The 23324-nt window shown below is 29.6% G+C and carries 28 protein-coding genes; 25 read left to right on the plus strand and 3 right to left on the minus strand.

What is annotated here, in order from left to right:
• Window positions 1-9: 9 nt before the first annotated feature.
• Both RWY47_RS04045 and RWY47_RS04050 read left to right on the plus strand, forming a co-directional pair.
• On the plus strand, window positions 10-660 hold the full coding sequence (locus RWY47_RS04045) for a thiamine diphosphokinase (RefSeq protein WP_224170854.1): 651 nt from the start codon (window positions 10-12) through the stop codon (window positions 658-660).
• Window positions 661-788: 128 nt separating this feature from the next.
• Window positions 789-935: a hypothetical protein gene (locus RWY47_RS04050; RefSeq protein ID WP_021430102.1), complete on the plus strand. Its 147-nt coding sequence runs from the start codon at window positions 789-791 to the stop codon at window positions 933-935.
• 155 nt (window positions 936-1090) lie between these two features.
• Here RWY47_RS04050 and rpmB read toward each other — a convergent pair whose 3' ends face one another.
• Complete coding sequence (rpmB, locus tag RWY47_RS04055; RefSeq protein WP_021122933.1) at window positions 1091-1279, minus strand: 50S ribosomal protein L28; 189 nt, start codon at window positions 1277-1279, stop codon at window positions 1091-1093.
• Between the two features lie 208 nt (window positions 1280-1487).
• Between rpmB and RWY47_RS04060 the strand changes: the two genes are divergently transcribed.
• The 6 genes from RWY47_RS04060 to RWY47_RS04085 all read left to right on the plus strand — a co-directional run bounded on the left by RWY47_RS04060 (window position 1488) and on the right by RWY47_RS04085 (window position 7226).
• Window positions 1488-1838, plus strand: a complete 351-nt coding sequence (locus tag RWY47_RS04060) for an Asp23/Gls24 family envelope stress response protein (RefSeq protein WP_021429975.1) — start codon at window positions 1488-1490, stop codon at window positions 1836-1838.
• 15 nt (window positions 1839-1853) lie between these two features.
• Window positions 1854-3476 (plus strand): DAK2 domain-containing protein, encoded by a 1623-nt coding sequence (locus RWY47_RS04065; RefSeq protein WP_021433839.1) that lies wholly within the window; start codon window positions 1854-1856, stop codon window positions 3474-3476.
• A 73-nt stretch (window positions 3477-3549) separates the two neighbouring features.
• The gene (gene recG / locus RWY47_RS04070) at window positions 3550-5610 is read left to right on the plus strand and encodes an ATP-dependent DNA helicase RecG (protein WP_142729813.1); all 2061 of its coding nucleotides are present in this window, start codon (window positions 3550-3552) and stop codon (window positions 5608-5610) included.
• 41 nt (window positions 5611-5651) lie between these two features.
• Entirely contained in the window at window positions 5652-6206 is a 555-nt protein-coding gene (rsmD, locus tag RWY47_RS04075) for a 16S rRNA (guanine(966)-N(2))-methyltransferase RsmD (RefSeq protein ID WP_021430067.1), read from the plus strand.
• A gap of 2 nt (window positions 6207-6208) precedes the next feature.
• On the plus strand, window positions 6209-6706 hold the full coding sequence (gene coaD / locus RWY47_RS04080) for a pantetheine-phosphate adenylyltransferase (RefSeq protein WP_021433837.1): 498 nt from the start codon (window positions 6209-6211) through the stop codon (window positions 6704-6706).
• A gap of 1 nt (window position 6707) precedes the next feature.
• Window positions 6708-7226, plus strand: coding sequence for a hypothetical protein (locus RWY47_RS04085; protein ID WP_021430105.1), 519 nt, complete (start codon window positions 6708-6710; stop codon window positions 7224-7226).
• A 28-nt stretch (window positions 7227-7254) separates the two neighbouring features.
• Here the strand turns inward: RWY47_RS04085 and RWY47_RS04090 are convergent, their stop codons facing one another.
• Both RWY47_RS04090 and RWY47_RS04095 read right to left on the minus strand, forming a co-directional pair.
• On the minus strand, window positions 7255-8445 hold the full coding sequence (locus tag RWY47_RS04090; protein ID WP_021430042.1) for a nucleoside recognition domain-containing protein: 1191 nt from the start codon (window positions 8443-8445) through the stop codon (window positions 7255-7257).
• A gap of 167 nt (window positions 8446-8612) precedes the next feature.
• The gene (locus tag RWY47_RS04095; protein WP_224170655.1) at window positions 8613-9881 is read right to left on the minus strand and encodes a nucleotidyltransferase; all 1269 of its coding nucleotides are present in this window, start codon (window positions 9879-9881) and stop codon (window positions 8613-8615) included.
• A 312-nt stretch (window positions 9882-10193) separates the two neighbouring features.
• Between RWY47_RS04095 and RWY47_RS04100 the strand changes: the two genes are divergently transcribed.
• The 17 genes from RWY47_RS04100 to RWY47_RS04180 all read left to right on the plus strand — a co-directional run bounded on the left by RWY47_RS04100 (window position 10194) and on the right by RWY47_RS04180 (window position 23316).
• The gene (locus RWY47_RS04100) at window positions 10194-11390 is read left to right on the plus strand and encodes an acetate/propionate family kinase (RefSeq protein WP_021430090.1); all 1197 of its coding nucleotides are present in this window, start codon (window positions 10194-10196) and stop codon (window positions 11388-11390) included.
• Window positions 11391-11534: 144 nt separating this feature from the next.
• The gene (locus RWY47_RS04105; RefSeq protein WP_021429977.1) at window positions 11535-12062 is read left to right on the plus strand and encodes a YceD family protein; all 528 of its coding nucleotides are present in this window, start codon (window positions 11535-11537) and stop codon (window positions 12060-12062) included.
• A 13-nt stretch (window positions 12063-12075) separates the two neighbouring features.
• Window positions 12076-12252 carry a 50S ribosomal protein L32 gene (rpmF, locus tag RWY47_RS04110; protein WP_021430121.1) on the plus strand — a complete coding sequence of 59 codons (177 nt, stop codon included), beginning with the start codon at window positions 12076-12078 and terminating at the stop codon, window positions 12250-12252.
• Window positions 12253-12443: 191 nt separating this feature from the next.
• The gene (fapR, locus tag RWY47_RS04115; RefSeq protein ID WP_021430034.1) at window positions 12444-13001 is read left to right on the plus strand and encodes a transcription factor FapR; all 558 of its coding nucleotides are present in this window, start codon (window positions 12444-12446) and stop codon (window positions 12999-13001) included.
• A 12-nt stretch (window positions 13002-13013) separates the two neighbouring features.
• Complete coding sequence (plsX, locus tag RWY47_RS04120; RefSeq protein WP_224170656.1) at window positions 13014-14027, plus strand: phosphate acyltransferase PlsX; 1014 nt, start codon at window positions 13014-13016, stop codon at window positions 14025-14027.
• A gap of 25 nt (window positions 14028-14052) precedes the next feature.
• The gene (locus tag RWY47_RS04125) at window positions 14053-15039 is read left to right on the plus strand and encodes a beta-ketoacyl-ACP synthase III (RefSeq protein ID WP_168930376.1); all 987 of its coding nucleotides are present in this window, start codon (window positions 14053-14055) and stop codon (window positions 15037-15039) included.
• A gap of 10 nt (window positions 15040-15049) precedes the next feature.
• On the plus strand, window positions 15050-15991 hold the full coding sequence (gene fabK / locus RWY47_RS04130; RefSeq protein WP_224170657.1) for an enoyl-[acyl-carrier-protein] reductase FabK: 942 nt from the start codon (window positions 15050-15052) through the stop codon (window positions 15989-15991).
• 1 nt (window position 15992) lies between these two features.
• Window positions 15993-16943 (plus strand): ACP S-malonyltransferase, encoded by a 951-nt coding sequence (gene fabD, locus RWY47_RS04135; RefSeq protein WP_224170658.1) that lies wholly within the window; start codon window positions 15993-15995, stop codon window positions 16941-16943.
• Window positions 16943-17692, plus strand: coding sequence for a 3-oxoacyl-[acyl-carrier-protein] reductase (gene fabG, locus RWY47_RS04140; RefSeq protein WP_021430005.1), 750 nt, complete (start codon window positions 16943-16945; stop codon window positions 17690-17692). Before fabD ends, fabG begins: the two co-directional genes overlap by 1 nt.
• A 46-nt stretch (window positions 17693-17738) precedes the next feature.
• Window positions 17739-17963, plus strand: a complete 225-nt coding sequence (gene acpP, locus RWY47_RS04145; protein WP_021429992.1) for an acyl carrier protein — start codon at window positions 17739-17741, stop codon at window positions 17961-17963.
• Between the two features lie 13 nt (window positions 17964-17976).
• A complete protein-coding gene (fabF, locus tag RWY47_RS04150) occupies window positions 17977-19215 on the plus strand; it encodes a beta-ketoacyl-ACP synthase II (RefSeq protein WP_021430056.1) in 1239 nt (412 codons plus the stop codon).
• 245 nt (window positions 19216-19460) lie between these two features.
• The gene (gene spoIIIAA, locus RWY47_RS04155; RefSeq protein WP_142729815.1) at window positions 19461-20429 is read left to right on the plus strand and encodes a stage III sporulation protein AA; all 969 of its coding nucleotides are present in this window, start codon (window positions 19461-19463) and stop codon (window positions 20427-20429) included.
• Window positions 20419-20940 carry a stage III sporulation protein AB gene (locus tag RWY47_RS04160; RefSeq protein WP_038285362.1) on the plus strand — a complete coding sequence of 174 codons (522 nt, stop codon included), beginning with the start codon at window positions 20419-20421 and terminating at the stop codon, window positions 20938-20940. The genes spoIIIAA and RWY47_RS04160 overlap by 11 nt, the downstream gene beginning before the upstream one ends.
• A 10-nt stretch (window positions 20941-20950) precedes the next feature.
• Entirely contained in the window at window positions 20951-21148 is a 198-nt protein-coding gene (gene spoIIIAC / locus RWY47_RS04165; protein ID WP_021122904.1) for a stage III sporulation protein AC, read from the plus strand.
• 21 nt (window positions 21149-21169) lie between these two features.
• Window positions 21170-21547 carry a stage III sporulation protein AD gene (gene spoIIIAD / locus RWY47_RS04170; RefSeq protein WP_224170712.1) on the plus strand — a complete coding sequence of 126 codons (378 nt, stop codon included), beginning with the start codon at window positions 21170-21172 and terminating at the stop codon, window positions 21545-21547.
• A 14-nt stretch (window positions 21548-21561) separates the two neighbouring features.
• Window positions 21562-22734: a stage III sporulation protein AE gene (gene spoIIIAE, locus RWY47_RS04175; protein WP_021433824.1), complete on the plus strand. Its 1173-nt coding sequence runs from the start codon at window positions 21562-21564 to the stop codon at window positions 22732-22734.
• A gap of 12 nt (window positions 22735-22746) precedes the next feature.
• Complete coding sequence (locus RWY47_RS04180) at window positions 22747-23316, plus strand: stage III sporulation protein AF (protein ID WP_224170659.1); 570 nt, start codon at window positions 22747-22749, stop codon at window positions 23314-23316.
• The last annotated feature ends 8 nt before the right edge of the window (window positions 23317-23324 follow it).

Consider the following 23324-nt stretch of genomic DNA (forward strand, 5'->3'; position numbering starts at 1 on the left):
GAGGATATTATGAAAGCATGTATTTTATTAAACGGTAAAATAGAAGATTTAAACTTTTTAAAAAAGACGATTGATAAAGAAAATTACGACTATATAATCTGTGCAGATGGAGGAGCTAATTTTTTATACAAAATAAAAGTAGTTCCAGATTATATACTTGGAGATTTAGATTCTTTGGAATTAAAAGTTAAAAACTACTTTAAAGAAAAAGGTGTAAATTTTAAAAAATTCCCTGAAAGAAAAAATGAAACAGATACACAATTGTGTATACATTTAGCTAAAGGGTTAGGCATTGTTGATATAGACCTTTTAGGGGCATTAGGAGGGCGTATAGACCATACTGTCGCTAATATAAACCTTATGTACTATATCAAAAAATTAGGACTAAATCCTGTAATAAAAAACAATAAAGAAGATTTACATATGATAGAAAGTGAATATATCGATATATTCGGGAAAAAAGGAGACACGATATCGGTTTTACCTGTTAATGGAGATTCGTCAGGCATAACTCTTGAAGGGCTTGAATACCCACTTAAAGATGCAACTATAGAATATGGAGACCCGATAGGTATATCAAATGTAATGGAAAGTGATAAATGTAGAATAACTGTCGGGAAAGGAACTTTGTTGATAGTTAAAAACATAGAGCCAGTATAGTTTAAGCTATGCTGGCTCTATGTTTTTAATAAAATATCGTATAGCTTGGTCTATTTTTAGTAATTTGTATTAAAGAAAAGAAATCATGAATATGATATTGTAGGAAGTTATTTATAGGAGGGAATAGTTTGAGGAATCAATACAGAAATTTACTTGGAATTTTATGCTTAGCAACGGGATTAACTGTAATTTTAGCGTTGATACTTCCAAATTGGATGTGGATGATACTGCTAGCTATTGTCCTTATAGGGTGTGGAGTAATGTTATTTATGTAAAATAAATATTATTTTTAAGGGGGATATTGGAATGAAGGTAATAACTGTTAAATGTCCAAAATTTTTATCTAAGATAATAGTTTTTTTTATGAGAAAAAAATAGTCTTGAGACAAAAAAATAAAAGCCTACTGCGTGTAGGCTTTTTTTACTAAAACTAAGCTCTTTCAACTTTTCCAGAACGTAAACATCTAGTACAAACTTTTATTCTCTTTGGAGTACCATCTATTATCGCTCTAACGTTTCTTAAGTTAGCAGACCAAGTTCTTCTGCTATGTTTATTTGAGTGGCTCACTTGGTTTCCTGAAACTTTACCTTTACCACATACGTTACATACCTTTGCCATTTTACGTACACCTCCTTAAATGATAACTATAACACTGAAAACACAGTTTATATTAACATAAATCTCTAAAAAATGCAATAGAAATATATATTTGTCTTACACATATTGAAGAAATTCTTGTTATCATATAAAATTATATATATAATTCTATATAAAGTAAATATTAAAGTTAAAAATAAAATTAAAAATAATTTTAGGGGGTCAAACCATGAGCGCTAAAATAAACAACGAATTTGGAACAATAGAAATAGACAAGCATGTTATAGCACAAATAGTATATCAATCTGCGATGGAAAGTTATGGATTAGTAGGACTGGCATATAAGACAAAAGGCATAGTTGAATTATTAAAAGGAGAAAATGCTACTAAAGGTGTTAGCGTACAAGAACTAGAAGATGGAACTATAGCTATAGAACTTTACGTAATAATGCAATATGGAACAAATATATCAACTGTTGCAAATAACATAATAGATAAAGTAAAATATACAATTGAGAAAATAACTGCGTTAAAAGTAAGTAAAATAGATGTTAATGTTCAAGGTATACGAGTTAAGTAATTTAGGAGGAAAAATATGATTCAATATATTGATGGGAAAAATTTAAGAGACATGTTTGTCTCTGGTGCAAATAATCTTCAAAACAGTAAAGATTATGTAGATAAACTGAACGTGTTCCCAGTTCCAGATGGAGACACAGGGACAAATATGTCTCTTACGATATCTTATGCTATGAAAGAATTATCAAAAGTTAGTGAAGATGATATAACTAATATAGGTAAATCTTTAGCAAAAGGATCTTTAATGGGAGCTAGAGGTAACTCAGGTGTTATATTATCTCAAATAATAAGAGGATTCACAAAATCTATAGAAGGAAAAGAAAAACTAAGTTCTATGGATTTAGCTCAAGCATTTAAAAATGGATCAGACACGGCTTATAAGGCTGTTATAAAACCAATAGAAGGAACTATATTAACTGTAGTTAGAGAAAGTGGAGAGTATGCTATAAAAGCTGCTAAGAAAGAGCAAGATATACTGAAATTTTTAGAATTGGTTATAAAAGAAGCTAATGAGTCTTTAGAAAGAACTCCAGATTTACTTAAAAACTTAAAAGACGCTGGAGTTGTTGATTCAGGTGGTAAAGGACTAGTACTTATATATGAAGGTATGTATGAGGCATTAAAAGGTAATGTGATTGCTGCTAATGGGCCAGGATCATCAAGTTCTTCTTCAGTGGAAGCTATGCAAGGTGAGATAAACACTGATGATATAAAATTTGCTTATTGTACAGAATTTATATTAGAAAGCAATAAAGTAACTTATGATAAAATAAGAGATATAATGTTAGATTATGGAGACAGTTTAGCAGTAGTTGGAGATGAAGGATTAATAAAAGTTCATGTTCATACTAATGAACCTGGATCAGTACTTCAAGAGGCTTTAAAATATGGACAATTAGTTACTATAAAAATAGAGAATATGAAAGTTCAGCATGAAAATATTTTAGTTGAAAATCAAACAGCAGTATCAGAAGAACCTGCTAAGGAATATGGATTTATAGCTACATCAATGGGTAGTGGATTAGCAGATATATTTAAAGACTTTGGAGTTGACTACATAATAGAAGGTGGGCAAACAATGAATCCTAGTACAGAGGATTTCATGAAAGCTATAGAGTCTATAAATGCAGAAAATATTATAATACTACCAAACAATAGTAATATAATAATGGCTGCAAACCAAGCTAAAGCATTAAGTGACAAAAACATAATAGTTATACCAAGTAAAAACGTACCACAAGGATTTACATCTCTTGTAAGTTTTAATGCTGATGCAAGTGTAGAAGAAAATGAAGCTACAATGGTAGAAGCTTTATCAATGGTAAAATCAGGGCAAGTTACTTATGCAGTTAGAGATACTGTTATGAATGATATAGAAGTAAAAGAAGGAAACTTCATAGGAATAGGTGAAGGAAAGCTATTATCGGCAGGAGAAAAGAAAGAAGATATAACTTTAGGATTAATAGAAAAATTAGTAGACGAAGACAGCGCAATTATAACTTTATTCTATGGAGAAGAAGTAACTGAAGAAGAAGCTAACGAGTTTAAATCGATATTAGAAGAAAAATACGAAGATATAGATATAGAACTTTATTATGGCGGGCAGCCAATATACTATTATTTAATATCTGTTGAATAATATTTCAGAAATCCTGTATAATCTTACTATTAGGTAAGTTAAATTATACAGGATTTTTTTTAGGGTGATAAATATGAATAATTTAAATAAAGAAATTAAATATGTAAAAGGAATTGGTCCAAAACGTGCTAATAAACTAAGTAAATTAGGTATATTTACTGTATCTGACTTGCTTTTTTATTTTCCAAGACAATATGAAGATAGAAATAATCTAAGAAAAATATTTGAACTAAAAGATGAAGAAAAAGTAACTATAAGAGCTATTGTAAGTAGTATAGAGACGTCTAATGTTAGAAAGGGTCTAGTGATAACTAAGGTAGGCGTAAGGGATGAAACGGGGTTCGCTAGATTAGTATTTTTTAACCAAGAGTATATAAGTTCTACTTTGAAAAAAGGAGATACTGTATTTGTATTTGGAAAAGTTAAGAAAACTTCTTATGGAATTGAGATGAGTTCTTGTGAAGTTGAACAAATGAGCAACAATCCTAAAAGCACATGTGGAATAATGCCTATATATCCGCTGACCTATGGATTAACAAATAAAGAGCTTATAAACATAGTAAAAACTGTTTTTAGTAATGAACAAATTTATATTAAAGAATACCTTCCAAATAAAATTATACAAAAGTATAAACTTTGCAGTATTGATTTTGCAGTTAAAAATATACATTCGCCGACTAACAAAGAAAGTTTAAAAGTAGCACTATACAGGTTAGTATTTGAAGAATTTTTAATGCTTCAGCTAGGTCTATTTCTATTCAAAAATGGTGTTACTGAAAAATCTGGTGTTAAGTTTGAAAAAGAGCAAAACCTTGTTAAAATATTAAACTCTTTACCATTTAAACTTACAAATGCACAAAATCGAGCATTAAATGAAATTATTGATGACATGAACTGTGAGAAAGTAATGAATAGATTGGTTCAAGGAGATGTAGGAAGTGGTAAAACAGTAGTAGCACTTTTAGCATTGGCAAATTGTGTTTTAAATGGCTATCAAGGGGCTTTAATGGCACCTACTGAGATATTAGCAGAACAACACTTTATATCTTTAAATGAAACGCTATCACCGTTTGGAATTAATGTAGGATTGCTGGTAGGTAGTTTAACGAAAAAACAAAAAGAGAGTGTATTACAAAGAGTAAAAGATAATGAAATTGATATTTTAATTGGAACTCATGCGCTTATAGAAGATAAGGTGGAGTTTAACAATTTAGGCATAGTAATAACCGACGAACAACATAGATTTGGAGTTAGACAAAGAAATAAACTTTCAGAAAAGGGATACAATCCTGATATTTTGGTTATGACAGCTACTCCAATTCCTAGAACCTTAGCTTTAATTTTGTATGGAGATTTAGATATATCTATAATTGATGAACTTCCACCAGGAAGACAACCTATTGAAACTTTAGCTGTGTATAAGGATAAGAGGGAAAAAGCGTATAATAGTTTAGTAAGGTCTGAAGTTCAAAAGGGTAGACAAGTTTATATAGTATGCCCTTTGGTAGAAGAAAGTGAAGCTATAGAGGCTAAGGCTGCTGTAGATTTAGTAGAGGAGCTAAAGAGTGAATTTTTTAGTGACTTGAGATTAGGTCTTTTGCATGGTAAAATGAAACCTAGTGAAAAAGATGAAACAATGAAAAAGTTTAAGAACAAAGAATTAGATATACTAGTATCTACAACTGTTATTGAAGTTGGAGTAAATGTACCTAATGCAACCCTTATGATAATTGAAAATGCAGAACGATTTGGATTAGCTCAACTACATCAGTTAAGAGGTAGGGTTGGTAGAGGAAGTCATAAATCTTATTGTATATTGATTTATTCATCGAAATCAGAAGTGTGCTCTCAAAGAATGTCCATTATGGAAGAAACAACAGATGGATTTAAAATCTCAGAAAAAGACCTTGAGATTAGGGGGCCAGGTGAGTTCTTTGGAACAAGACAACATGGGTTACCAGAGCTAAAGGTGGCTAATATATTTAAGCATATGAAAATATTGAAAATAGCTCAACAAGAGGCTAGATATATAATAAGTGAAGATCCAAAACTTAATAATTATGAAAATGAAAAAATAAAAAAAGAAATATTGAAGAAATTTGAAAATAGATTGGAAGAAATATCATTAAATTAGGAAATAATTTGTGATAAAATAAAATGGAAGGAGAAATTATATTGAGAGTAATTTCAGGAAAAGCCAGAGGACTAAAATTAAATACACCTAAAAGTGAAGATGTTAGACCAACTACTGATAGAGTTAAAGAATCTTTATTTAATATAATTAACCCATACATAATGGATGGAGATATTTTAGATTTATTTGCAGGTACAGGATCTCTAGGTATAGAGTGTTTATCAAGAGGTGCTAACAAATGTGTATTTGTAGATTTAAATAGAAGTAGTATTGATATAGTAAAAAGTAATATAAAAAAAGCTAGGGTAGAAGAAAACAGTGAAGTCATGAATGTTGATTTTAAGTCGGCAATTGAAAGAGTTAAAAATAATTCGTACAAGTTTGATGTTATATTTATGGACCCTCCATATTACAAAGATATGTTCCAAGATGCATTAGAGAGAATTGATAAGTCAAACATACTAAAAGAAGATGGTATTATAGTTGTTGAACATGATACAAAACAAGAATTTCCAGAGAATGTTGGGAACCTAGTTAAAAACAGAAATAAAAAATATGGAAACACTACGCTTACATTTTATAGTATGGAGGATTAATAATGGAAAATACAGTTAGAAAAGCTATATTTGCAGGAAGCTTTGACCCTATAACAAATGGGCACTTAGACATAATAGAAAGAGCTTCTAAATTATTCGATGAACTACAAATAGGGGTACTTTATAATCCGAATAAAAAGGGACTATTTACATTTGAAGAAAGAGTCAAGTTAATAAAAGAATGCACAAACCATATTTCTAATATAAAAATAGTTAGTTTTGATGGGCTTTTAGTCAACTATTGTGAAAAAAATGGTATCCAGACTCTAGTAAGAGGTATAAGAAATGGAGCGGATGTAGAGTATGAACTTCAAATGGCTCATATGAATAAAGAATTAAATCCAAATATAGAGACTGTAATATTACCTACGACTACTAAGTATTCATACATAAGTTCATCTCTTATAAAAGAAGTGTTAAATTTTGATGCAAATATAGAGAATTTAGTGCCTAAGGTGATTTTAGAAGAATTAAAAAGAAAAACTAATAGGGGGAAATAACATGAATATAGATTTAGAAATAATGGAACTATTAGAGGAGTTAGAAAGTGCTATAAATAATGCAAGTTCAATTCCCTTTTCGCATAAATCAGGAATAGACAAAGAAGAAGTTTTAAGTATTATATCAGACATAAAAGTTATACTTCCAGAAGAAGTTAAACAAGCTGTATGGATAAACAAAGAAAGACAAAAAATACTTAATAATGCGAACCAAGATGCAGAAATTTTGATAGAACAAGCAAAAAAAGAAGCTATCCAAATAATTGAAAAAGCAAATAAAGAAAGTGAAGATATGAAAAAAAATTCCGAAGAAATAATAAAATCATACATAGATTCAGATGGTTTAGTAGTTGAAGCCGAAGAAAAAGCTAAATCTATAGTGGAGAAAGCAGAATATATGGCTAAAGAAATTAAAATAGGGTCTATAAGATATGCAGATGATGTTTTAGAGGGATTACAATATAATCTTCAAAGTATAATGGATGAAATATCAACAAATAGAAGTGAACTAAGTGAATAAAAAATAGCTGACTCAAAATGCGATTGAGTCAGCTATTTTTTATTTTTTTAAAAATTATAAAAGAAGAAATAAAATAAATTATTACTAGTAAAGGTAAAATTATATGATAGTTATTTATGTATAAGCTCCAAATTGAGCTATTATAAAACACATTAGATGTAGTAGATAGTTTTATAAATAAATTACTAGAATTTATTAATGGATAAAATGCAAAAGTGAAAACAGCTGCGAATACTCCGTGTAAAAATTTAGAAATTATATATGTACCTGTATTTATATCTGTTTGAGCTAAAAAACTACAACATTGAGCCAATATAGAAAGACCACTAAATGCTATTATGAAGCTACATAATGAAGCTCGTATTATTTCAGGTATATTAGATACGCTAGATATTTGATTACATCCAATCGTTATTTCAAATAAACCACTTATAAAAGAAGAACATAAATCAAGAGAAAATCCAAATATAGATAATGGAATGTAAATTATGTAAGAAATCAAATTTATAAACTTAAATATAGATAAAACTTTAAATACAACTGAAAATACTATGACGAATCCGCCAACCATAAGTATTGTATTTACCCCACTAAAAACAGCATCTCCAAATAAAACGAAAAATCCTTTATTTTCTTTTTTTCTAAATTCCATAATTTTTTTTACTTCAAATTTAAAATTGAAGTTATCATTACTTACACTTTCTTTGCCATAATTTTTGAATAATATTCCAACAGTTAAAGATCCTAAGTAATGGCAAAGTAACATTAAATAGCCTAATGAAGGGTTATTAAACATTCCAATGGAAACTGCACCGACTATAAAAAGTGGACCAGATGTAGAACAAAAGGAAACTAGCCTTTGAGCTTCAAATTTAGAAATTTCATTGTTTTGTCTAAGTTCAGAAGCAAGCTTTGCTCCAACTGGATATCCTGATACTGTAGATATAGCGAAAACTAAAGAACTTTTGCCAGACACATTAAAAAGTTTTTTTGTAACTGGATTGATTATTAATCCTAAAACATCTACAAATTTAAGTCTAACTATTAAATTAGCAGCTATTATAAATGGTAATAAGGATGGTATCAAGGTGTCTACCCATATTGAAAATCCATTTTTAGCTGCCAAAATAGAATCTTTAGGAAATAAAATTATACCTATTATAAGTAGCATAACGATTAAAGATGGAGTTAAAAACTTTAAAAATTTTATTTTCTTCAAAATATCACCTACTTTGCTATACTCTTTAATAAGTATATTAAAAGTAATTATGAACTATGATAAAATTCATTGGCTTTGAGGAGTCAAACGCTTGAAGCATTTCATATGGTAAAAAATTAACTTTGAAACTGATAAAAACCTACCTAAGAAAGGCAGGTTTTTATCAGTTACTTTATGTATTTAGGTGATATATAATAATCCATAGGGCCTTTAAGTAAAGATTTATTATTTTTATAATAAGGGACATTATACATATTTGTAGCTTTTATATCATATTTGATTAGTGTTTTGAAAGTTTCATTTTCAGCAAAATTTATATCTGAAAATTTATTTATAATTTTTATATTAGAGTTTAATTTTATTTGTTTTATTATCTCTCTACCTTTATCGTTAAAGGCTAAAATCCTAACATAAGGCATTTCGTTTATATCTTTTACTAACGCCATATCTTTTTTTGATATTCCAAGTAATATATTATTCAATATTCTTTTTATTTTAGTTAATGTGTATCTTTTTGATTTAACGCTTTGTTGAAGTTCGTATAAGTTATTACATGTGAAAATTGATTTGTATATTTTATTTTCTATACCTTCATTAACATCGAAATAGCTGCTTAATATATCAAAATCTCGTATAACTAATTCTCTTATAGTATCAAAATAAACTTCATCAAACATAGGATTAAATCCTGTATTCATAGAATCAGATATTAGATTGAAAGTTTTTTCGGGAACAACTGAGTATATGTCATTTATGTTTTTTGAATCTTTAAGTGATTTTCTAATTGCAGTAGCAGAACAAATTTCACTACTAATATCTTCAGAATTATAAGATGCTTGTACTCTAGTTATTGTAAAAGGCTTTATGTTGCTTTCATGTCTCAATAAACTTTTTATGTACTCCATTCCTAGGATATTATTAGAAGAATTTAATATTGTATTTAAATTTTGTTTATCTATATTATTTATAACATTATTTGTAATCAAATAATCACACAAAGCTTTGCTTCTCGCTGTAGCAAATAAAATTCCTTCATCTAGGTTTTTCTTTAAAAGTAATTTAAAATCCTCAGGTTCAGAAACTAATACTTTTGATATCTCAGTTAGCAAATCTATATTACCTTCTTCGCTACCAAAACATATAGAATCTATACAATTTAATGAGTTTAGTAGAGTTATAGCACCATGAGCAAAGAATTCTGCACTTTGGCACGCGAAAAGAGTAGGAAGCTCTACGACTAAATCTACTCCGTTTGAAACTGCAATTTCAGCTCTTTTATATTTATCAAATAGAGCAGGTTCTCCTCTTTGTAAAAAATTACCGCTCATCACAGCTATACTATGAGTAGCATTTGTTTTTTCTAAAGATTGTTTTAAATGATATAAGTGACCATTATGAAATGGATTATACTCGACTATAAGACCTAAAATGTTCATAAAAACCTCCTTTTATATTAAATATATACAAAAACAAAGGATTTATTGTTTATATATAGAATTATTTATTGTTTGCTTTTTATAAAAATAAGTTATATCCTATTATAATATTAAACAAAATTGAGAACAATAATTCTTGAGTTAAATATAAATAACTTAAAAAATATCATAAACTATGTACTTTTATGAAAAAAAATGGTATAGTAAATAGTGATAAATTTGTTTAATGTATACAAGTAATGATATCGATTTTTAAAATTGTTAATTAAAAATAATTACATATTATTGTTAAAGATTTAAGGAGGTATACTAATGAAAGTATTAGTATTAAACTGTGGTAGTTCTTCATTAAAATATCAATTAATAGATATGTCAAATGAAGAAGTTTTATGTATAGGATTAGTTGAGAGAATAGGAATCGAAGGTTCTATATTAAAGCAAGAAAAAGATGGAGTAGAAGGTAAGCTTGTAGTAGAGCAACCAATGAAAAATCACCAAGATGCTATAAAATTAGTATTAGAAGGTGTAGTTGATCCTAAATTCGGTGGAGTTAAGGATATAAGCGAAGTTGAAGCTGTAGGACACAGAGTTGTACACGGTGGAGAGAAATTTGCTAGTTCAGTTAAGATAAATGATGAAGTTATGAAAGCATTAGAAGAGTGTGTTGAATTAGCACCACTTCATAACCCAGCTAACATAATGGGAATAGAAGCTTGTGAAGCTATACTTCCAGGAGTACCAATGGTTGGAGTATTCGATACTGCATTCCATCAAACTATGCCTAAGAAGTCATACTTATATGGATTACCTCATGAATTATACACTAAGTATGGAGTAAGAAGATACGGATTCCACGGAACTTCTCACAAGTATGTATCTCAAAGAGCTGCAGAAATGTTAGGAAAGAACGTAGAAGACTTAAAAATAATAACTTGTCACTTAGGAAACGGAGCTTCTGTAGCTGCTGTTGATGGTGGTAAATGTGTAGATACTTCAATGGGATTCACTCCATTAGAAGGATTAATAATGGGAACTAGATGTGGAGATATAGATGCTGCTATATTACCATTCTTAATGGAAAAAGAAGGATTAGACGCTAAAGGTTTATCTGACTTAATGAACAAACAATCTGGGGTATACGGAATGACTGGTATATCAAGTGACTTCAGAGATATAGAAGGAGCTGCTGCAAAGGGAGATGAAAAAGCTCAAGTTGCATTAGATGCTTATGTTCAAAGAGTTCAAAAATACATAGGAGCTTACGTTGCAGAGATGAACGGTGTAGATGCTGTAGTATTTACTGCTGGTGTTGGTGAAAATGGTATAGAGATAAGAGAATCTATAGCTTCTAACATGGAATTCTTAGGAATGAACTTAGATAAAGAAGCTAACAAAGTTAGAGGAAAAGAAACAGTAATATCTACTGCAGATTCAAAAGTTAAGATATTATTAGTTCCAACTAACGAAGAGTTAATGATAGCAAGAGATACTGTTGCATTAGTAAAATAATTGCAATTGGATATAATATAATTAAGGTAGGTTAAAACCTACCTTAATTTTTGCCAAGAAATAAATTAACTATCAAGTAAAAATACTTGACAAACAAAGCTTATATTTGTATAATAAATTTGGCAATAAATTGAGGTGAACTTAATGAAGATTAGTTTAGATAAGATTATAAGAAAAGAAACTGATAATTTACACTTGAATTTTTGCGAAAAAATTGATAGTATTAATTATTGTGATAATACTTATAAATTAACTTCTCCACTTAATTTAAACGGAACAATAAGTAAAACTAATAAGGGTTTATTTTTAGATTGCAATGTTGAATTTAATATAGTTGATAATTGCGCTAGATGTTTAAGTGAAGTAGAAGTAAAATTAAGTTATCCTATTCAAGGATTTTTAGTTAAGCAAGAAGTGGATGAAAATGAAGTAGAAGAGTTTGATGTTTATACTTATAAAAACGATGAAGTTGATTTCATAGATTTAATAGAACAAACATTAGATTTTAATCTGCCTCAAAGAGTTCTTTGTGATGAAGATTGTAAAGGCCTATGCCCTACTTGTGGGACAAACTTAAATAAAAAAGTTTGTTCTTGTGATGAAACTGCGAACGACGAGGAGATAATAGATCCCCGTTTTGCTAAATTAAAAGAAATGTTTAAAAATGACTAAGGAGGTGGCGTAAATGGCAGTACCAAAGCGTAAAACATCTAAATCAAATACAAAAATGAGAAGAGCAGCTAACTCAAAGATGGTAGCAACTGGATTCGTAAGTTGCCCACAATGTCATGAGCCAAAGTTACCACATAGAGTATGTCCAGATTGTGGATATTATAAAGGTAAAGAAGTTGTTTCTAAGTAATACTTCTAAAAAACATGTAGAATACTCTACATGTTTTTTTTTGCTTAAATATGAAAAAAATTGTGATAATATTTAAGTGTACGCAAAAATTATAAATAAAAAATAAATAAGTGGTTGATTATTTATAATTAATATTATATACTACTATTAGTAGTTGGTACTAATTCCAACTATAAAAACTTGGAGGTAATATGAAAAAGAAGAGCAAAGCACAAAGACAAGAAGAACTTGTTGGAATGCTAAAAGACGATCCTTTTTATACAGATGAAGAATTAGCAAGCATCTTTGATGTAAGTATACAAACCATAAGACTTGATAGACTTGCATTAAATATCCCAGAACTTAGGGAGAGAGTTAAGCAAATAGCTGAAACTGAAACATCTAAAGTTAAAACTTTAGGTATAAAAGAGATAACAGGAGAGATAATTGACTTATCTGTAGGTCAATTAGGCATATCCATGTTGGATATTACCGAAGACATGATCTACTCCAAAACTGGAACTCTTAAGGATGAATATATATTTTCAATGGCTAATTCATTAGCTATGGCGATTTTAGATGCGCCTAAGGTAATAATGAGATTTGCTAATATAAAAACGCTAAAACATATACAACAAAAAGATAGGCTCATAGCGAAAGCTGAGATTTATAAAAACATAGATAAAAAACATTATGTAAAAGTTGTTGTTAACAATAAAGCGCAAGAGCAAATTTTCAGAGGAAAATTTATATTTGAAGAGTTAGTTTAGGAGGAGAATAATATGAAAATTGTAATTGATGGAATGGGCGGAGATAATGCACCAAAGTCTAATGTAGAAGGTGTAGTTAACGCTATAAAAGAATATGGTGTAGATATAATAATCACTGGAGATAAAGAAATATTAGAAAATGAATTTGCAAAACATGAATTTGACAAAAGTAAATTAGAAATAGTTCATACTACTGAAATTATAGAGAATGAAGATAAACCAGTTAAAGCAATAAGATCTAAAAAAGATTCGTCAATGGTTGTAGCTTTAAGAATGGTAAAAGAAAATAAAGCAGATGCAATAGTATCAGCAGGAAATACAGGAGCATTATTAGCAGGTGGTTTATTTGTGGTAGGTAGAATAAAAGGAATAGACAGACCTTGTTTATGCCCAGCTATACCAAATGTAAAAGGTGGAATGACACTTATTGCAGATGGAGGAGCTAATGCAGATTGTAAGCCAATAAACTTAGTTGAATTTGCAGGTATGAGTAATATTTATGCAAGCAAAGTATTAGGAATTGAAAACCCTAGAGTTGCTCTTGCGAATGTAGGAATAGAAGAGGGCAAGGGAAATGACTTAGCAAAGAAATCATATGAAGAACTTAAAAAATTAAATTTAAACTTCATTGGAAATATAGAAGCAAGAGAATTAATAAACTCATATACAGATATAGTTGTGTGTGATGGATTTACAGGAAATATTTTATTAAAATCAGCAGAAGGTATTGCGATGTCAATATTAGGCCTTTTAAAGGAAACTTTCCTAGCTAGTACAAAAGGTAAATTAGGAGCAATGCTGTTAAAAGATGATTTGAGAAAATTAAAAACTATGATGGATTACTCAGAATATGGAGGAGCGCCTCTTTTAGGTGTTAATGGAGGAGTTATAAAAGCTCATGGAAGTTCTGATGCAAAAGCTGTAAAAAATGCTATAAACCAAGCAATAAAATTTGCAAAGGGAGATGTAGTCGAAGATATTAAAGCATTTATAAAGACTATAGAAGAAAATAGCGAAGAAGAATAGAAAAGTACCACTTGGAGGTTAATTTATGAATACAAAGGCTGGTATATTAGGGGTTGGAAGTTATGTTCCTAAAAAGGTAATGACTAACTTCGATCTTGAAAAGATAATGGATACATCAGATGAATGGATAAGAACAAGAACAGGAATAAATGAAAGACGATTAGTAGATGAAAATGAAGCAACATCAGATCTTGCAACTAAAGCAGCTATAAAAGCAATAGAAAATGCAAACTTGACTCCAGAAGATATAGATTTAATTATAGTAGCTACAATTACACCAGACATGGTATTTCCATCTACAGCATGCTTAGTTCAAGCAAACATAAATGCAACTAAAGCAGCAGGTTTTGACCTTGAAGCGGCATGCTCAGGATTTATATATGGTATAACAATAGCAAAACAATTTATAGAAACTAAAACATATAAACATGTATTAGTAATAGGAGCAGAAGCTTTATCAACAATATTAGATTATGAAGATAGATCTACAGCAATATTATTTGGAGATGGAGCTGGAGCGGTAGTTATGGGACCAGTTGAAGAAGGCGGAGTATTATCTACAAATTTAGGCTCTGATGGAAATGGTAAAGATTATCTTAAAGTACCAGCTGGAGGTTCTAAGTTGCCAGCTAGTGAAGAAACTGTTAAAGATAGATTGCATTACATACAAATGGCAGGAAGTGATGTATTTAAATTTGCTGTTAGAATAATGCAAGATGCATCTGTTAAATGTATAGAAAGTGCTAACTTAAGTATACAAGATGTAGATTACCTTATACCACACCAAGCTAATATAAGAATAATAGAAGCTTCAGCAAAAAGATTAAACTTAAGTATGGATAAAGTATATGTGAACTTAAATAGATATGGAAACATGTCAGCAGCATCAATTCCAGTAGCGCTAGATGAAGCCTATAGAGAAGGAAAAATTAAAAAAGGCGATAATGTAGTTCTAGTAGGATTCGGAGGCGGATTGACATGGGGAGCTTCTTTAATTAGATGGAGTATATAAGGAGGAAATTATGAAGGATTTATGTGAATTATTAAATATAAAATACCCTATAATCCAAGGTGGGATGGCTTGGGTAGCAACTGCTGAATTAGCAGCAGGAGTATCAAATGCTGGAGGATTAGGAATAATTGCAGCAGGAAATGCACCAAAAGAAGTAATAAAAGAGCAAATAAAAAAGTGCAGAGAATTAACAGATAAACCGTTTGGAGTTAATGTTATGCTATTATCTCCATTTGTAGAAGAGATAATGGATTTAATAGTAGAAGAAAGAGTAGAAGTAATAACTACAGGAGCTGGAAATCCAGCAAAATATATAGAGCGATTAAAAGAAGTAAATACAAAGATTATACCCGTAGTTCCAACTATTGCACTAGCAAAAAGAATGGAAAAGCATGGTGCAGATGCAGTAATAGTTGAAGGAACAGAAGCAGGAGGACATATAGGAGAGCTAACAACAATGGTTCTAACTCCTCAAGTTGTAGATAATGTAAATATTCCTGTAATTGCAGCAGGAGGAATTGCTGATGGTAAAGGATTGGCAGCAGCACTATGCTTAGGGGCTAGTGGTGTACAAATAGGAACAAGATTTATTTGTAGTGATGAATGCATAGCTCATGAAAACTATAAAAATCTTATTTTGAAATCTAGAGATAGAGATGCAATAGTTACAGGAAGAAGTACTGGGCATCCAGTTAGAACATTAAAAAATAAATTGGCTAAAGATATATTAAATATGGAAAAAGAAGGAGCTAATCCTTTAGATATAGGTCAAAAAGGTGTAGGATCATTAAGAATGGCAGTTGTAAATGGAGATGTAGATAATGGATCATTTATGGCAGGTCAAATAGCATCATACATAAATGATGTGAAGCCTTGTAAACAAATAATAGAAGATATAATGGAAGAATCAAAATCTATATTATCTAAAATAAATAAAAAATTGGAGGTATAGTATGGGTAAGGTTGCATTAGTATTTCCTGGTCAAGGAGCTCAATATGTAGGTATGGCAAGTGATATATATAACAATGATGACATAGCTAAAAAAATTATTGATGAAGCAGAAAGATCAGTTGGAATAAATTTAAAAAAGATAATGTTTGAAGGTAGTGATGAAGAACTAGCTAAAACAGAAAATACTCAACCAGCTATAGTTACTCATAGTATAGCGTTATTTGAAAGTTTAAAAGATAAGATAGATTTAAAGTATGATGCATGCTTAGGGCTATCACTAGGAGAATATAGCGCTTTAGTAGCAGCAGATGCAATGGATTTTAACGATGCTGTAGCGGTAGTTAAAAAAAGAGGCAAGTATATGCAAGAAAGTGTACCTTTAGGAAAGGGGACTATGGCAGCTATACTAGGGTTAGATAGAGAAAAAGTAAATGAGGTTATAGAACAAGTTGATAATGGAATAATAGAGGTTGCAAATTATAACTCTCCAGGTCAAATTGTAATATCAGGGGAGACAGGTACGGTAAAAGATAGTATAAGTTTATTTAAAGAAAACGGAGCAAAAAAAGCTGTTGTACTAAATGTAAGTGCACCTTTTCATTCATCTATGCTAGAACCAGCTGGATTAAAGCTAAAAAAAGAATTAGATGATATTAAACTAAGAAAATGTAAGGTATCTGTAGTTTCAAATGTAAATGCAGATTATTATACAGACAACTATAAAGATCTTTTGGTTAGTCAAGTGAGCTCATCTGTTTTATGGGAAGATTCAATAGAAAAGCTAATAAATGAAGGGTTTGATACATTTATTGAAATCGGACCAGGAAAAGTGCTAAAAGGATTTATAAATAAAATTTCCAAAAAGAATAAAGTTGATACTAAAGTTTATAACATTGATAATATGGAATCTATGAATGACTTTGTTGAAACTTATAAAAGAGGTGAAATATAATGGTTAACTTACAAGATAAAGTAGCAATTGTAACTGGAGGATCTAGAGGTATAGGTAAAGCTATAGCTAAAAAACTAGCATCACAAAAAGCAAATGTTGTAATAAACTATACATCAAATGAAGAACATGCTTTAAAAACTAAAGAAGAAATAGAATCATATGGTGTTAAAAGTATGATAGTAAAATGCGATGTATCTAAAAGTAGCGAAGTTGACAATATGATAGAGTCTGTAGTTAAAGAGTTTGGAAAAGTAGATATATTAGTAAACAATGCTGGTATAACAAAAGATGGACTTTTAATGAGAATGAAAGAAGATGACTTTGACAAGGTTATCGATATAAATCTAAAAGGTGTTTTCAACTGCACAAAAGCAGCTACTAAATATATGATGAAAAAAAGATATGGAAAAATAATAAACATATCATCTGTAGTTGGAATAATAGGAAATCCAGGGCAAGCAAACTACTGTGCATCTAAAGCAGGTGTAATAGGGCTTACAAAATCAAGTGCTAGAGAATTGGCATCAAGAAACATAAGTGTAAATGCTATAGCTCCAGGATTTATAGATACAGATATGACTAGTGTTTTAAATGAAGATTTAAAATCTAATATGTTAAAAAACATTCCGCAAAATAGATTTGGAGAGCCTGATGATGTGGCTAATGCAGTATTGTTTTTAGCAAGTGATATGGCAAGTTATATAACAGGTCAGGTTATAAATGTAGATGGTGGAATGGTAATGCAATAAAAAAGTAAAAATATAAGTTTAAATAAAATTTAGGAGGAATTAAATTATGTTTGAAAAAGTTGTAGAAATAATAAAGGATCAATTAGGAATAGACAATAAAGAAGTAACTATGGAGACTTCATTAATGAAAGATTTAGAAGCAGATTCATTAGACGCTGTTGAAATAATGATGGCTCTTGAAGATGAATTTTCAATAGAAATACCAGATACAGAAGCAGAAAAGTTCGTATGCATAGGAGATATAGTTAAATATATAGAAGCAAACAAATAGTGGAGGAAATGTTATGAAAAGAAGAGTTGTTATAACTGGATTAGGTTGTGTTACTCCAGTTGGAACAGGAAAAGAAACATTTTGGACCAACATAAAAGATGGAGTTTGTGGTATAGATAAAATAACTAGCTTTGATGCATCCTCATTTCAAACACAAATAGCTGGAGAAGTAAAAGATTTTAATCCAGAAGATTATATAAATAAAAAAGAATTGAAAAGAATGGATAGATTTACTCATTTTGCCATAGCATCTTCGCAAATGGCAGTAAAAGATGCAAATCTTGACTTAGACAAAGTAGATAGCGAAAAAATGGGAGTTATAATAGGTTCTGGTATAGGAGGCGTTGCTACAATAGAAGAGCAACACAAAATTTTACTAGAAAAAGGAAATAGAAGAGTTAGTCCATTTTTCGTTCCTATGATGATTTCTAACATGGCAGCAGGCCAAGTATCTATTGCATTAGGTGCAAAAGGACCAAACACTAATGTATCTACTGCTTGTGCATCAGGGTCTCATGCTATAGGAGATGCATTTAAAGCTATACAAAGAGGCGATGCAGACATAATGGTAGCAGGAGGAAGTGAAGCTGGTGTTACACCACTTTCATTTGCCGGTTTCTGTAATATGAAGGCTATGTCTACTAGAAATGATGATCCAAAAACTGCTTCAAGACCATTTGATAAAGATAGAGATGGATTTGTAATGGGAGAAGGAGCAGGTATATTAATACTAGAAGATTTAGATCATGCTATAAAAAGAGGTGCTAAGATTTATGCTGAAATAGTTGGATATGGAGCAACAGCAGATGCATATCATATGACAACTCCAGCAGAAAATGGAGAAGGAGCAGCTAGGTCTATAAGCATGGCAATGAAAGATGGAAATATTCCTCTTGATGAAGTTGATTATATAAATGCTCATGGAACATCTACTTACTATAATGATAAGTTTGAAACAATGGCAATTAAAAGTGTTTTTAAAGACCAAGCATATGAACTTTGCGTATCATCTACAAAGTCTATGACAGGCCATTTATTAGGAGCTGCAGGAGCGGTTGAAGCTATCGTATGTGCTATGGCTATAAGTGATGGATATGTTCCTCCTACTATAAATGTAGAAAACTTAGATGAAGAGTTAGATTTAGATTACGTTGTAAACGAAGGTAAGAAAAGAGATGTTAGATATGCACTGTCAAATTCTTTAGGATTTGGTGGGCACAATGCAACTTTAGCATTTAAAAAATATGAATAAGTAATTATTAAAAGAGTTACCTAAAATAGGTAACTCTTTTTTACGCTTAAGTATATTATGATTACTAAAAATATGGGGATAATCTATGAAACTTAGTTGTATTAACATTATATTTTTTGAGCGTAAAAAAGATTTTTGAGCAACGGACGAAGTCGTTGGCGATATGAGCGAAGTGAATTTTTGTTTTTTGTCATAAATATTTAATCTTGAAAATATAATTATATAAACAAAGGAGGACAAGGGATATGAATAAACTTTCAGATGAAATTTTAAATTCTCTATCGCCTAAGCTAAGAGAAAAAATAATAAATGTACAATATGAAGATCTAAATATAGAAGAAATAAGACTTAGAGTAGAGAAACCATTAATAATAAATTCTAATAATAGAGACTATTTTTACAATAACTCTATGAACAAGCTAGATATAAAAAATTCAAATTCGTATGTGGTAAAAAAAGAAGATATAGAACAGACATTTCAACTTATGTGCAAATATTCAATTCATTCATTTATAGATGACATAAAAAAAGGGTTTATAACATTAAAAGGTGGGCATAGAGTTGGAATAGTTGGAAAGGTAATAATTGAAGAGGGACAAGTTAAAAATATAAAGCACATATCATCTTTAAATATAAGAATTTCTAGAGAGGTATTAAATTGCTCTGAAAAAGTATTAAATCACATAATTAAGAGTTCTAACGAAGTAAATAATACTTTAATAATTTCACCGCCACAATGTGGTAAAACAACATTACTTAGAGATATAGTTAGAAATTTAAGTAATGGGAACAAAGAAAAAGGGTTTAATGGAATTAAAGTAGCTCTTATAGATGAAAGGAATGAGATTTCAGGATCATATTTAGGAATAGCTCAGATGGATGTTGGAATAAGAACAGACATAATAGAAACATGCCCAAAAGATATAGGTATAATGATGTTACTTAGGGCTATGTCACCTAACTTAATAGTAACGGATGAAATAGGTAGCGAAAAGGAAATAAAAGCTTTGTACACAGCTTTAAATGGGGGAGTTAGCTTAATAACGACAGTACATGGGAATTCCATAGAAGATATAAGGGAAAGAAAGGAATTAAGCAAATTACTCGATAAAGAATTATTCAAAAAAGTAATAATACTTTCGGCTAAAAATGGACCAGGGACAATTGAAAAAATATATGACTTAGAAGAAAAGAGGTGGTATTTTGCAAATTAAAATAGCTCTAATAAGTATTTTAGTAGCATGTAGCTATCTGATTGGAGAGTATTTATACAAAGCTTATACAAAAAGGCATAAACAGTTAAATGAGCTCATAAGGATATTAGAGGTAATGCGAATGGACTTATCATTTGGATTGTACACATTGGAAGAAATATTTTATAGGATAGGAGAAAATAAAGAATTTTCACTTGGACCTTTCTTTAAACATATGAGTATAGATCTAAAAGAAGATAATAGCAAAACATTAGAAACTATATTATCAAAGAATGCTGATTTTATGATTAAAGAAAGTTATTTTCAAGATAAGGAGGTAGATGAATTAAAAAAATTAATACTTACTCTTGGAAAAGGAGATGTTTATTCTCAAGAGAGGATGATTGATTTATCTATTGAAAATTTAAAAAAACTCACAACAGAAAGTAAAGAAGATGTAGAGAAAAAAGGTATAGTATACAGAAAACTATCTACTATAATTGGGTTAGTTATAGGGATACTTTTAATATAGGAGGGTTAATATGGATATAACTTTGATTTTTAAAGTTGCAGGGATTGGGTTATTGATATCTGTTTTAAATATGGTTCTTGAGAAGACTGATAGAAAAGATTGGACTACCTTAACAACTCTTGCAGGTGTGATAATTGTTCTTACGATGGTAATAACTGAGATAAATGATCTATTTAATGCAGTTAGAACGATGTTTCAGTTATATTAAGGGGGAGATCTTTTGGATGTAATGAAATTGGTAGGTCTTGCGCTTATCTCTACTATATTATGCTTAATTATAAAAAAAGATAGACCAGAAATGGCTATGTTTATAGGAATACTAACAGGAATTATGATTTTACTTTCTGTAACCTATAAGTTCAATTTTATAATTGAAAGTATAAATGAATTAGCAAATAAGGCTAACATACCTACTATGTATATATCTTTAATAATCAAACTTATAGGAATAGCATACTTAATGGAGTTTGCTATTCAGATATGCAAAGACTGTGGGGAAGGAAATATTGCAGCTAAGCTTGAATTCGGAGGAAAAATTATAGTTATGACTATGTCATTCCCTATATTAATATCTATTGTTGATATGATTTTAAATTTGATTCCATAGGAGAATGATTACTTATGAAAAAAATTGTGACTAGTATAATTTTATGTATACTAATGGGGCTAACATTTGCAAATGTTTCATTTGCACAAGAAGAAAATGATAAAAAAGTAAAAGAAAGTGTAGATACATATATCAGTGAACAATTAAATAAAATTAATTTACAAGAAATTCAAAACCAAATAAAAGATGAAAAGTTTATAGAAGATGTAGATCTTAAAACATTTATGAAAGATTTAATATCTGGTAAGAAAACAATGCTAGATTTATTTGATAAAGAGGGTCTTAAACTATTCTTATTCGATGAATTGAGAGCAAGTTTAAAAGTTGCATCAATAATATTTGTCTTAGCGCTCTTATCATCTATTTTAAAAAGTTTAGACAATTCATTCTCATCTGGGGCGATAAGCCAAGTAACAACCTATATTGTATTTATAGTAATGGTAACTTTAACATTGGTAGGATTTAAAGATGTTTTAAATATATGTAACACCACCATTGATAGCATGATCAATTTGATGCAGATACTAATGCCAATATTAATAACATTTTTAGTGGTAATGGGATTTCCTATGACATCTACTGTTATGACTCCTATATTTATGGGAGGAGTAACATTTATAAATATAGTTTTTAAAAACTTCCTATTTGTATCTATTACAATAGGTTTTGCAATACTTGTTATAAATAATTTATCTAATAGTATAAAACTTAAAAAGTTGGCATCTTTTATAAAACAAATAAATCTGATAACAATTGGAGCCATATTTACTATATATTTAGCATTAGTATCTATGCAGGGTATGTACGTTAAGAGTTTAGATGGATTTGCAGTTAAAAGTACTAAGTTTGCCATAGGAAATTTTATACCTGTTGTAGGAGGATTTGTATCAGACTCATTTGATATAATATTATCTTCATCTCAACTTATAAAGAACTTATTTGGAGGAGTTGGACTTATAATATTAGTCGGAATATGCTTAATTCCTATAATAAAAATCATTTCAATAATATTAGTTTATAAAACATCAGCAATGATAGTAGAACCAGTTGGAGAAGATAGTATTTCGAACTTTTTAAATGAGATTTCAAATCTTATGGCAATAATGTTAGCATGTATCATAGCTATAACAATAATGTTTTTCGTTACTATAGCAATCGTAGTTTCTATTAGTGTTGTGGCACAGTAAAAGGAGGAATATATGTTAGAGAGTATTAAAGCTTGGATAATAAGTATTTTAATTGCAGCCTTTATAGTTAACATAGTTAATATGATTCTTCCTTCTTCAAAATTAAAGTCATATATTAATCTAGTTTTAAATTTTATATTTATATTCATTGCTATAAATCCAGTCATTAATTTTTTTTCAGATGGAACAAGTTTAGAGGACAAATTATTAAAAACATATACGAAATATAATCAACAATATGTTGATAGCATGAATAGTCTAGCTAAAGACACAGGGGGAAAAAGCATAAAGTCTGGGTATGAAGATGGATTAAAAAGCATATTAGAATTAAAACTAGATGAATATGGTTATGAACTTGAAGATATTGAATTAGACGGATCTGATGTAAGTAAAGTTAAGGTTAAAGAAAAAAATAGTAATAAAGAAGAAAAAAAGGACATACAATCTAGTGAGGGTGAAAAAGATAAACAAGTATTTAAAGAAAGCTCAAATGATAAAGATAAAAAATCAAAAGATGAAGTTAAAAAGAGCTTAGTAGACATACTTGATATATCCATTGAAAATATAGAAATTGATAAATAGGGGTTGAG

Origin of the sequence: Paraclostridium sp. MRS3W1 (assembly GCF_032465715.1) — a bacterium.
Lineage (GTDB): Bacteria > Bacillota > Clostridia > Peptostreptococcales > Peptostreptococcaceae > Paraclostridium > Paraclostridium dentum.

What these genes read in the sequence shown, in the direction of transcription:
- fabK (WP_224170657.1), top strand. Translation starts at nt 15,050, where the DNA reads ATGAAGGATTTATGTGAATTATTAAATATAAAATACCCTATAATCCAA.
- RWY47_RS04180 (WP_224170659.1), top strand. Translation starts at nt 22,747, where the DNA reads ATGTTAGAGAGTATTAAAGCTTGGATAATAAGTATTTTAATTGCAGCC.
- fapR (WP_021430034.1), top strand. Translation starts at nt 12,444, where the DNA reads ATGAAAAAGAAGAGCAAAGCACAAAGACAAGAAGAACTTGTTGGAATG.
- recG (WP_142729813.1), top strand. Translation starts at nt 3,550, where the DNA reads ATGAATAATTTAAATAAAGAAATTAAATATGTAAAAGGAATTGGTCCA.
- fabG (WP_021430005.1), top strand. Translation starts at nt 16,943, where the DNA reads ATGGTTAACTTACAAGATAAAGTAGCAATTGTAACTGGAGGATCTAGA.
- RWY47_RS04065 (WP_021433839.1), top strand. Translation starts at nt 1,854, where the DNA reads ATGATTCAATATATTGATGGGAAAAATTTAAGAGACATGTTTGTCTCT.
- RWY47_RS04085 (WP_021430105.1), top strand. Translation starts at nt 6,708, where the DNA reads ATGAATATAGATTTAGAAATAATGGAACTATTAGAGGAGTTAGAAAGT.
- RWY47_RS04060 (WP_021429975.1), top strand. Translation starts at nt 1,488, where the DNA reads ATGAGCGCTAAAATAAACAACGAATTTGGAACAATAGAAATAGACAAG.
- spoIIIAA (WP_142729815.1), top strand. Translation starts at nt 19,461, where the DNA reads ATGAATAAACTTTCAGATGAAATTTTAAATTCTCTATCGCCTAAGCTA.
- rpmF (WP_021430121.1), top strand. Translation starts at nt 12,076, where the DNA reads ATGGCAGTACCAAAGCGTAAAACATCTAAATCAAATACAAAAATGAGA.
- rpmB (WP_021122933.1), bottom strand. Translation starts at nt 1,279, where the DNA reads ATGGCAAAGGTATGTAACGTATGTGGTAAAGGTAAAGTTTCAGGAAAC.
- acpP (WP_021429992.1), top strand. Translation starts at nt 17,739, where the DNA reads ATGTTTGAAAAAGTTGTAGAAATAATAAAGGATCAATTAGGAATAGAC.
- plsX (WP_224170656.1), top strand. Translation starts at nt 13,014, where the DNA reads ATGAAAATTGTAATTGATGGAATGGGCGGAGATAATGCACCAAAGTCT.
- RWY47_RS04045 (WP_224170854.1), top strand. Translation starts at nt 10, where the DNA reads ATGAAAGCATGTATTTTATTAAACGGTAAAATAGAAGATTTAAACTTT.
- RWY47_RS04125 (WP_168930376.1), top strand. Translation starts at nt 14,053, where the DNA reads ATGAATACAAAGGCTGGTATATTAGGGGTTGGAAGTTATGTTCCTAAA.
- RWY47_RS04105 (WP_021429977.1), top strand. Translation starts at nt 11,535, where the DNA reads ATGAAGATTAGTTTAGATAAGATTATAAGAAAAGAAACTGATAATTTA.
- coaD (WP_021433837.1), top strand. Translation starts at nt 6,209, where the DNA reads ATGGAAAATACAGTTAGAAAAGCTATATTTGCAGGAAGCTTTGACCCT.
- spoIIIAE (WP_021433824.1), top strand. Translation starts at nt 21,562, where the DNA reads ATGAAAAAAATTGTGACTAGTATAATTTTATGTATACTAATGGGGCTA.
- spoIIIAD (WP_224170712.1), top strand. Translation starts at nt 21,170, where the DNA reads ATGAAATTGGTAGGTCTTGCGCTTATCTCTACTATATTATGCTTAATT.
- RWY47_RS04095 (WP_224170655.1), bottom strand. Translation starts at nt 9,881, where the DNA reads ATGAACATTTTAGGTCTTATAGTCGAGTATAATCCATTTCATAATGGT.
- RWY47_RS04100 (WP_021430090.1), top strand. Translation starts at nt 10,194, where the DNA reads ATGAAAGTATTAGTATTAAACTGTGGTAGTTCTTCATTAAAATATCAA.
- fabD (WP_224170658.1), top strand. Translation starts at nt 15,993, where the DNA reads ATGGGTAAGGTTGCATTAGTATTTCCTGGTCAAGGAGCTCAATATGTA.
- spoIIIAC (WP_021122904.1), top strand. Translation starts at nt 20,951, where the DNA reads ATGGATATAACTTTGATTTTTAAAGTTGCAGGGATTGGGTTATTGATA.
- fabF (WP_021430056.1), top strand. Translation starts at nt 17,977, where the DNA reads ATGAAAAGAAGAGTTGTTATAACTGGATTAGGTTGTGTTACTCCAGTT.